General features: G+C 69.5%; 8 protein-coding genes. 6 read left to right on the forward strand and 2 right to left on the reverse strand.

What is annotated here, in order from left to right; translation table 11 throughout:
• Positions 1-288: 288 nt before the first annotated feature.
• Complete coding sequence (locus AC3XYG_RS27765) at positions 289-1173, forward strand: LysR substrate-binding domain-containing protein (protein WP_489143114.1); 885 nt, start codon at positions 289-291, stop codon at positions 1171-1173.
• Here AC3XYG_RS27765 and AC3XYG_RS27770 read toward each other — a convergent pair.
• Positions 1170-1424: a CBU_0592 family membrane protein gene (locus tag AC3XYG_RS27770; RefSeq protein WP_489143115.1), complete on the reverse strand. Its 255-nt coding sequence runs from the start codon at positions 1422-1424 to the stop codon at positions 1170-1172. The genes AC3XYG_RS27765 and AC3XYG_RS27770 overlap by 4 nt on opposite strands.
• Before the next feature lie 209 nt (positions 1425-1633).
• Here AC3XYG_RS27770 and AC3XYG_RS27775 point away from each other — a divergent pair, with 209 nt between their 5' ends.
• Genes AC3XYG_RS27775 through AC3XYG_RS27795 form a run of 5 tightly spaced genes read left to right on the forward strand, consistent with a single transcriptional unit; the run spans position 1634 to position 8598 of the window.
• Positions 1634-3199: an ABC transporter substrate-binding protein gene (locus AC3XYG_RS27775; protein ID WP_489143116.1), complete on the forward strand. Its 1566-nt coding sequence runs from the start codon at positions 1634-1636 to the stop codon at positions 3197-3199.
• On the forward strand, positions 3199-4146 hold the full coding sequence (locus AC3XYG_RS27780; protein ID WP_489143117.1) for an ABC transporter permease: 948 nt from the start codon (positions 3199-3201) through the stop codon (positions 4144-4146). The genes AC3XYG_RS27775 and AC3XYG_RS27780 overlap by 1 nt, the downstream gene beginning before the upstream one ends.
• A gap of 10 nt (positions 4147-4156) precedes the next feature.
• Entirely contained in the window at positions 4157-4972 is an 816-nt protein-coding gene (locus AC3XYG_RS27785) for an ABC transporter permease (RefSeq protein ID WP_489143118.1), read from the forward strand.
• A complete protein-coding gene (locus AC3XYG_RS27790; RefSeq protein WP_489143119.1) occupies positions 4969-6570 on the forward strand; it encodes an ABC transporter ATP-binding protein in 1602 nt (533 codons plus the stop codon). Before AC3XYG_RS27785 ends, AC3XYG_RS27790 begins: the two co-directional genes overlap by 4 nt.
• A gap of 24 nt (positions 6571-6594) precedes the next feature.
• Positions 6595-8598: a CocE/NonD family hydrolase gene (locus AC3XYG_RS27795; protein ID WP_489143120.1), complete on the forward strand. Its 2004-nt coding sequence runs from the start codon at positions 6595-6597 to the stop codon at positions 8596-8598.
• 207 nt (positions 8599-8805) lie between these two features.
• On the opposite strand, the gene AC3XYG_RS27800 is transcribed toward AC3XYG_RS27795, so the two are convergent.
• On the reverse strand, positions 8806-9774 hold the full coding sequence (locus tag AC3XYG_RS27800; protein ID WP_489143121.1) for a hypothetical protein: 969 nt from the start codon (positions 9772-9774) through the stop codon (positions 8806-8808).
• Between the last annotated feature and the right edge of the window lie 100 nt (positions 9775-9874).

Below are 9874 nucleotides of genomic sequence, written 5' to 3' on the forward strand. Positions count from 1 at the left end.
CGGATGGCGCCACGACATCCGGTGGTCGCCCTGCGGATTGAAGAAGAACGCACTGAGAATCAGGTGCCCGCGCGACATCGCGCCACTCCTCGAAATCGGGATGGATGGATCTTGAGGTTCCCTCTTGGCGATCCACCTCCATAGTAGTTCATCTAATTTATAGTGAAATCAAGTGGACAATAAATATTAAATACAGAAGTAAAATGTATTAACTAAAGCCGACGGCGCCGCCATTGACGCGTTCTGCCGGCTTGCGCAGGGTGCCGCCGACGATCGAGGACAGCGGCCATGAGTCTCGCCAATCTGGGTCTGCCGCCGCTGAACGCGCTCGTGGTGTTCGAAGCGGCGTCGCGGCTGGCCAATTTCTCCCGCGCCGGGACGGAACTCGGCCTGACCCAGAGCGCGGTCAGCCGCCAGATCCTGAAGCTGGAAGGCTTCATCGGCGCCAAGCTGTTCCTGCGCACCCCGGCCGGCGTGACCCTGACTTCGGTGGGCGAGGCCTATGTCGCGGAGGTCAGGCGCATCCTCGGCGACCTCGCCACCGTCACCCAGGGCGTGCGCGGTTCGGCCGGGCCGCGCCAGGTGACGCTGGCCTGCTCGCATGGCATCGCCGATCTCTGGCTGATGCCGCGGCTGCAGGCTCTCGACGCCGCGCTGCCGGGGATCGAGCTGCGGCTCAGGGTCACCGACGACGTCGCCCATCTCCGCCTCGACGAATACGACCTCGCCATCTTCTACCGGCGGGAAAAGCCGACCGGCGTCGCCCTGCATGTGCTGGGGACGGAGGAGATCGTGCCGGTGGCGGCACCCGGCCATCCCAGGCTGCAGGACGACCCGGCGCCGACCCTGCTGGCGATCGAGGATTCATTGCGGGAATGGCTCGACTGGAACCACTGGTTCAGCGCCGTGGCCATGCCGCTCCCGCCCGCGGCGCGGTTCTGGCGCCTCGGCTCCTACGCCCTGGCGGTGCAGGCGGCGGCTCAGGGGCTCGGCACCACGCTGGGCTGGACCTGGCTGCTGCGCGACCAGCTGGCCTCCGGCGCGCTGGTGCCGGTGCACGACTTCCACCTGCGGTCCGAAGGGTCGTTCTACCTGATGCGGCCGCTCGACCGGCATGTCCGCCGCATGGTGCGCCAGACGATGGACTGGCTGGTCGCCAGCAATGCCGGTTAATCCGCCGGCCGGAGCCGTCCGCGCCGGGCCTTCAGCATGCCCAGGACGGTGAAGATCATCCAGAAAGCCTGGGCGACAAAGGACGACAGGTTGAAGTTCCAGTACAGCGAATACATCACCAGGATGCCGCCGACGATGTTGAGGCAAGCGTAGCGTGGGTCTGTGATCGTCAGGACCTGCAGTTGCGCCAGCGCGTATGCTTGGAGATAGGCGAGAACTCCGACGAGGCCAACGACATCCGACAGACTCACGATTGTGACCTCAAGAAACGAAGGTGCTCTCCATAGAGGCCGGCCCCGGAAAGCGGCACCGAAACTTGCTCATGGGGTCATGCCTAAAAATCATGTCCGACTTATTGCATTGATCCTCTAGGGTCCGGCCGCTCAAGCTGCGCAGGCCACAATGCGCGGCGGAAATCGGACGAGCCGCCGAACCGTCCGTTCACAACCAGGGACCGGTCATGACGAATTGGAATTTCCCCCGTCTCGGGACGACGCGCCGCAATCTGCTGCTCGGGGCCGCCGGCCTCGGCCTCGCCGCCGCAGCCGGCGGCTTCAACGGCCGCGCCATGGCGCAGGACACGCCGCGCAAGGGCGGCGTGCTGAAGCTGGGCATGGGTGGCGGCAGCACCACCGACACGCTCGACCCCAGGGTCATGACCGACTGGGTGCCGCTGAACCAGGCCTTCATGCTGATGAACGGGCTGGTCGAGATCGACCGCAACAACCAGGCGGTGCCCGAGCTGCTGGAAAGCTGGGAGGCCAAGCCCGGCGCGGTGGAATGGGTGTTCACCCTGCGCCAGGGCGTCACCTTCCACAACGGCAAGGCGCTGACGGTCGAGGACGTGATCTACTCGCTCAACCTGCACCGCGGCGAAAGCACCTCCGCCGCCCGCGCGATCGCGGCGCAGATCAAGGATGTGCGCAAGCTGTCCGACAGCCAGATCACGATCGAGCTGACCGGCGGCAATGCCGACCTGCCCTACCTCCTGTCCGACTACCACTTCCTGGTGGTGCCGGATGGCTTCACCGACTGGACCAAGCCGATCGGCACCGGCCCGTTCGTGTATGAGAGCTACGAGCCCGGCGTGCGCTCGCGCTTCACCCGCAACGAGAGCTACTGGAAGCCCGGCTGCGCCAATGTCGATGCGGTCGAGGTGATCGTCATCAACGACGTCGCCGCCCGCACCAACGCGATGATGTCGGGCCAGGTCCACGCCATCAACCGGCTCGACTTCAAGACGGTCGACCTGCTGAAGCGCAACCCGAAGCTGCAGATCGTGCAGTCGGCCGGCGGCCAGCATTTCACCTTCCTGATGGACTGCACCAAGGCGCCGTTCTCCGACGTCAATGTCCGGCTGGCGATCAAATACGCGATCGACCGCGACCAGCTGCTGAAGGTGGCGCTGCGCGGCTACGGCCAGCTCGGCAACGACCACCCGATCCCGCGCACCGACCGCTTCTTCAACACCGAGCTGCCCCAGCGCGCCTACGACCCGGACAAGGCGAAGCACTACCTGCAGCAGGCGGGGATGACCGATTTGAAGGTCGAGCTGTCGACCTCCGACGCCGCCTTCGGCGGGGCGGTCGACGCCGCCGCGATCTTCCGCACCGCCGCGGCCAAGGCCGGCATCGATGTCAGCATCAAGCGCGAGGCCGCCGACGGCTATTGGGACAAGGTGTGGCTGCAGGCGCCGTTCAGCATGGGCTATTGGGGCGGCCGGCCGACCGCCGACCAGATGTTCTCGATCGCCTACGCCTCCGACGCCAAGTGGAACGACACCCACTGGAAGAACGAGCAGTTCGACAAGCTGCTGCTGGAGGCGCGGGCGCTGCTGGACGACGCCAAGCGCAAGGAGATCTACTGGACGCTGCAGGAGATGGTTTCGAACGATGGCGGGGCGATGATCCCGATGTTCGGCGACTATCTCGACGCGGTGTCGACCCAGGTCCAGGGCGTCACCCCGCATCCGATGTTCAACTTCATGGGCGGCCGGCTGGCGGAGCGCGTCTGGCTGGCGGCCTGATGGTCTCTCTGATTCTGAAGCGGATCGCGCTCGGCGTCTTCACCCTCTGGCTGGTCTCGCTGCTGGTCTTCGCCGGCACCCAGCTGCTGCCCGGCGACGTCGCCTCGGCCATCCTCGGCCAGTCGGCGACGCCGGAGGCGCTGGCGGCGCTGCGCCGCGACCTCGGGCTCGAGGTGCCGGCGCTGGTCCGCTACGGCCATTGGCTGTGGGGCTTCGTCCGCGGCGATCTCGGCCAGTCCCTCGCCAACCAGCAGCCGGTGGCGGACCTGCTGTGGCCGCGGTTCTGGAACACCATGTTCCTGGCCGCCTATGCCGCCGTGATCGGCGTGCCGCTGGCGGTGGGGTTGGGAATCCTGACCGCGGTCCGCCGCGGCGGGATCTTCGACCGGCTGGTGAACGTCGCGGCACTCGGCACGGTGTCGCTGCCCGAATACTTCCTCGGCCTGGTGCTGATCCTGGTCCTGGCGGTGCAGTACCCGGTGTTCCCCAGCCTGGCCGACGTCTATGCCGGCATGAGCTTCGGCGAGCGGGTGGATGCGACCACCCTGCCGATGCTGACGCTGCTCTTGGTCACCGTCGCCCAGATCATGCGCATGACCCGGACGGCGGTGCTGGCGGTGATGGATTCCGCCTATGTCGAGACCGCCTATCTCAAGGGCCTGCGCACCGGCCGGGTGGTGCTGCGCCACGCCCTGCCGAACGCGGCGGCGCCGATCGTCAATGTCGTCGCCTTCAACATCGCCTATCTCATCACCGGCGTGGTGCTGGTCGAGGCGGTGTTCAACTACAACGGCCTGGGCCGCTTCATGGTCGATGCGGTGTCGAAGCGCGACCTGCCGATGGTGCAGGCCTGCGCCATGGTGTTCGGCGCGGCCTATGTGCTGCTGAACATGACGGCAGACATCGCAGCCATCGCGCTCAACCCGCGCCTGCGGCACCCCCGGTAGAGGCGGGCCCATGAAACGCATTCCGCTGACCGCCTGGATCGGCCTCGCCATCATCGCCGTCAACCTGGCCGCTCTGGTGTTCGGGCCGCTGGTCGCCCCCTATGGTGAGGAGGACATCCTCGGCAGCCCGTTCGACCCGGCCACCGCGCTGAACTGGCTGGGCATGGACCAGAACGGCCGCGACATGCTCTCGCGCATCCTGTACGGCGCGCAGATGTCGATCGGCGTGTCGCTGGCGGCGTCGCTGATTTCCTTCTCCATCGGCCTGCCGCTCGGCTTCTTCGCCGCGCTGCGCGGCGGCTGGGTCGACACCGTGCTGTCGCGGCTGGTCGACACCATCATGTGCGTGCCGGTGCTGATTTCGGCCCTGGTGGTCTTGCAGGCGCTCGGCTCGTCCCTGCCGGTCCTGATCCTGACCATCGCCATCCTGGATTCGACCCGGGTCTTCCGCCTGGCCCGCATCCTGGGGCAGGGCATCAACGTGATGGAGTACGCCGAGGCGGCGCGGCTGCGCGGCGAAGGCAGCTGGTGGCTGATCCGCAAGGAGATCCTGCCCAACGCGGCGGCGCCGCTGATCGCCGAATTCGGCATGCGCTTCTGCTTCACCTTCCTGTTCGTCGCCGGCCTGTCCTTCCTGGGCCTGGGCATCCAGCCGCCCTATGCCGATTGGGGCGGCATGGTGAAGGACAACCAGCAGGGCATCCTCTACGGCCTCTACGCGCCCTTGTACCCGGCGGCGGCGATCGCGCTGCTGACCATCGGCGTCAACCTGGTCGTCGACTGGCTGCTGGCCGGCCGCAGCCGGCCGCAGGGAGAGGTGCGATGAGCGACATCCTCACCATCCGCGGCCTGCGGGTCGAGGCACCGAACGGCGCCGTCCTGGTCGACGGCATCGACCTCGACCTGAAGCAGGGCGAGGTGCTGGGCCTGATCGGCGAATCCGGCGCCGGCAAGTCGACCATCGGCCTGGCCGCCATGGGCTGGGGCCGCGGCGGCTGCCGCATTGCCGGCGGCACCGTGGCGATCGGCGGCAAGTCCCTGACCGGGGAGGGCCCCGCCGGCCGGGCCAAGGTGCGCGGCGCCCGCATCGCCTATGTCGCGCAAAGCGCCGCGGCCGCCTTCAACCCGGCGCTGACCATCGGCCGCCAGGTGCTGGAAGGGCCGCGCCACCACCGGTCGATGGGCCGGGCCGAGGCCCGCGCCTGGATGCTGGAGCTGTTCCGGGCGCTCGACCTGCCGGACCCCGAGCATTTCGGCAACCGCTATCCGCACCAGGTCTCGGGCGGCCAGCTGCAGCGCGCCATGGTCGCCATGGCGATGTCGTGCCGGCCCGACATCCTGGTGCTGGACGAACCGACCACGGCGCTCGACGTCACCACCCAGATCGAGGTGCTGGCCCTGCTGCGCCGGCTGATCCAGCGCTATGACACCGCGGCGCTCTACATCACACACGACCTCGCCGTGGTGGCCCAGATCGCGGACCGGATCCAGGTGCTGCGCCATGGCAAGCCGGTGGAGCTGGGGCCGACCGGACAGGTGCTGGAAGCGCCGCGCGAGGACTATACCCGCCGCCTGGTCGGCGAACGCCAGGGCAGCCTGGCGGGCGAGCCGCGCCGGCATGAGGGCGGGCGGGAGCTGCTGCGGGTCGACGGCATCTCCGCCGCCTATCACAAGGTGTCGGTGCTGGACGATGTGTCGCTGACCCTGCGCCAGGGCGAGACCCTGGCCGTGGTCGGCGAATCCGGCTCCGGCAAGTCGACGCTGGCGCGGGTGATCACCGGCCTGCTGCCGCCCGTCGCCGGCACGGTGCGGCTGGACGGGCAGGTGCTGCCGCCATCCTACACCGCGCGCAGCCGCGACCTGCTGCGCCGGGTCCAGCTGGTCTACCAGCTGCCCGACGTGGCGCTGAATCCGCGCCAGACGGTGGCGGAGGCGATCGGCCGGCCGCTGGCCTTCTATTTCGGCCTGAAGGGCCGCGAGCAGAAGCAGGAGGTGGCGCGGCTGCTCGGGCTGATCGGCCTGGACGCGGAATTCGCCGGCCGGCTGCCCGGCGCTCTGTCCGGCGGCCAGAAGCAGCGCGTCTGCATCGCCCGCGCTTTGGCGGCCAAGCCCGACCTGATGATCTGCGACGAGGTCACCTCGGCCCTCGACCCGCTGGTGGCGGAGGAGATCCTGCGGCTGCTGCGCCGGCTGCAGGACGAACTCGGCGTCGCCTATCTCTTCATCACCCACGACCTCGGGGTGGTGCGCCGGCTGGCCGACCGCACCGCGGTGATGCAGCGCGGCCGGATCGTGGAGCAGGGGCCGACGGCGGAGATCTTCGCGCCGCCCCATCACGACTACACCGGCCGGCTCATCGCCTCCGTCCCCGAACTGCGCCGCGACTGGCTGGACCAGGTGCTCGCGGCACGCACCACCGTCTGACTGCTTTCCCCGGGAGATCCGACCATGCCTGTCAGTGTCCAGGAGAACATCTGGATTCCGCTGTCCGACGGCACCCGCCTGGCGGCCCGGCTGTGGCTGCCCGAAGGCGCCGATGCGGCGCCCGCCCCGGCGGTGCTGGAATACATCCCCTACCGCAAGCGCGACGGCACCCGCGGCCGGGACGAGCCGATGCATGGCTGGTTCGCCGAACAGGGCTATGCCGCCATCCGCGTCGACATGCGCGGCAGCGGCGATTCCGACGGGCACATGGCCGATGAATACCTGGCGCAGGAACAGGACGACGCGGTCGAGGTGATCGCCTGGATCGCCGAACAGCCCTGGTGCACCGGCGCCGTCGGCATGATGGGCAAGTCCTGGGGCGGCTTCAATTCGCTGCAGGTGGCGGCGCGCCGGCCGCCGGCGCTGAAGGCGATCATCACGGTCTATTCGACCGACGACCGCTACACCGACGACATCCACTACCAGGGCGGCTGCCTGCTCACCGACAACATCTGGTGGGGCACCATCATGCTGGCCTATCAGGCCCGGCCGGCGGATCCGGAGATCGTCGGCGCGGGCTGGCGCCAGCAGTGGCTGGACCGACTGGACCGGCTGCCCTTCTTCCCGGCGCTGTGGCTGCAGCACCAGCGCTATGACGACTACTGGAAGCACGGCTCGATTCGCGAGGACTGGTCGGCGATCCAATGCCCGGTGCTGGCCGTCGGCGGCTGGGCCGACAGCTACACCAACGCCGTGCCGCGGCTGCTGGCCGGGCTGCAGGTGCCGCGCCGCGGCATCATCGGCCCCTGGGGCCACATCTATCCGCAGGACGGCGTGCCGGCCCCGGCGATCGGCTTCCTGCAGGAAGCCCTGCGCTGGTGGGACCAGTGGCTGAAGGGCCACGACACCGGCGTGATGGAGGAGCCGATGCTGCGCGCCTTCGTCGAGGACTGGATGCCGCCGGCCGGCACCCGGGCCGAAAGCGAAGGCCGCTGGGTCGGTGAGGCGGCCTGGCCCAGCCCGGCGATCGCGCCGCGGCGCTGGGCGTTGAACGCGCCGGGCAGCCTCGACGGCGCGGCGGCGGTGGAGGCCGATATCCTGGTCCGCTCGCCGCTCAGCCACGGCAAGGCCTCCGGCGAATGGATGGCCACCGGCTGCCCCGGCGAATTGCCGGTCGACCAGCGGCTGGACGACGGCGCGGCGCAGCTGTTCGACACGGCACCGCTGGCCGAGGCGGTGGAGATCCTGGGCGCGCCCGAACTGCTGCTCGACCTCGCCGTCGACGCGCCGGTGGCGCAGGTGGCGGTACGGCTGTGCGACGTGGCGCCCGACGGCCGCTCGACCCGGGTCAGCTACGGCGTGCTGAACCTGACCCATCGCGACGGGCATGAGGCGCCGGCGGCGCTGGAGCCGGGACGGCGATACCAAGTGCGGCTGAAGCTCAACGATTGCGGCCATCGCTTCCCGGCCGGGCATCGCATCCGCATCGCCGTCGCCAGCGGCTATTGGCCGATCGTCTGGCCGGCGCCGACCGCCGCGACCCTGACCCTGCGGGCGGGGGCCAGCCATCTCGACCTGCCGGTGCGCCGCGGTGGGCCGCAGCTGGCGGTCGATTTCGCGCCGCCGCTGCGCGGCAAGCTGGCGCCGACGACGCAGCTCGACCCAGGCAGCGTCCGCCGCACCACGCTGCAGGACCATGTGACCGGCGAGACCACCTATGTCACCGAAGGCATCGGCGGGCTGTTCGGCGAAGGCGTGCTGCGCTTCGACGAGATCGGCACCGACCTGTCGCACAGCCTGAAGCGCGAACTGACCCTTCGCGACGACGACCCGCTGTCGGCCCGCTATGTCCTGACCCAGTCCTACGAGATGGGGCGCGAAGGCTGGCGCATCGCGGTCGAAAGCCGGACCGAACTGACCGCCGACCGCGACACCTGGCACCTCTCGGCCACGCTGACGGCGAAGGAGAACGGCCGGGTGGCGGCCGAACGGTCGTGGTCGGAGGCCATTCCGCGCGACCTGATCTGACGCTGGGCGAGACGGCCTTCCGCGTTGCCTCTCCCCGCGGCGCGGGGAGAGGTCGGGCTCACGCAGCGAGACCGGGTGAGGGGCCGGCACAGGCGGTGGGAAAGAGCCCTCACCCCAGGGGCGCAAGCTCCCCGGAGGCGCAAGCGCCTCCGACCTCTCCCGCTTGCGGGAGAGGCAACGCAAACAGATCCGCCTGGATTGCCGGTGTCAGCGGGAGCCGAAGATGTGCTGGGCCAGGCTGATCCGGCGCCAGTTGTCGTTGCGCTCGCTCTCGGGGGCGCGTTCGACCGTGACCCAGCCGCCCCCGGGTGGCGCCATCGCCGTCCCGGGCGGCGCGGTCGCCGGTGGCGCGGTCGCATCAGGCGGTCCGGTGTCGCCGGGGCCGGGGTCGGGCGGCGGGGAGTCGGGCGGCACAGGCTGGTCCGTCAGCGTCTTGACGACCATGCCATCCTCGTTGAAGACCGCGCCGGTGTCGGTGTTGAGCATATAGACCTGCCCCTCGGGCAGGCCGATATCGGCGGCCGGGATCCGGCGAAAGCGGCCGAGGCCGTATGAGCTCTCCTGCCAGGCGGCGACCTTCGCCGCCGCCACCCCGGGTGTGCCGTTGGCGGTATCGATCCAGCTGGCGGCGACGCCCAGGTCGCGGCACAGGCCCAGGATCAGCACTTCGATCGGCAGCGCGGTGTCGGCCAGATCGGCGAGGAGCCGCTCGTCCACCAGCACCCGGTCGTACAGGTCACTGGTCAGCCGTTCCCGCGGATCCTGGTCGGGAGCGTCGGATGCCTCGGGCTTCACAGCGGCGATGGCGCGGGTAACACCCTGGACGACGGCACGACGCCGCTCGCCGATCTCCGCCCGCCGCCGGTCGCGGCGGTCTTCGGCCTGTCGCCCGTCCTCCTGGTGCCGCTGGTAGAACAGGTGCTTCAGCGCGAGGCAGCGGCGCATGGCGAGCAGCAGGCGCTCGACATGCCTGGCCGCGGTCCCGGCCGCGGCGAGGTTGGCGGCCGCCTTGGCCGGAGGGCCGGCTTTGCCGACGGCGACGGCCAGAACCTTGAGCTCCTGGGCCAGGTTCAGGGCCAGGGCGGCGGCGTCGGTCAGCATCGCCGCATCCCGGGCAAGCCCCTCCACCGCCGGGAGGGCGGTGGGTGGCTCGGGGATGGCGGCTGTGTGTGTCATCTCTTGATGAGAACATAAAGGGAACAATGAGTCGAGGGATAATACTGCCCCACCGCCCGTCGCCGTCATCGCGACCCCGGCCTCGAGTCGGGGGACGCGA

This window comes from Inquilinus sp. (assembly GCF_057815775.1).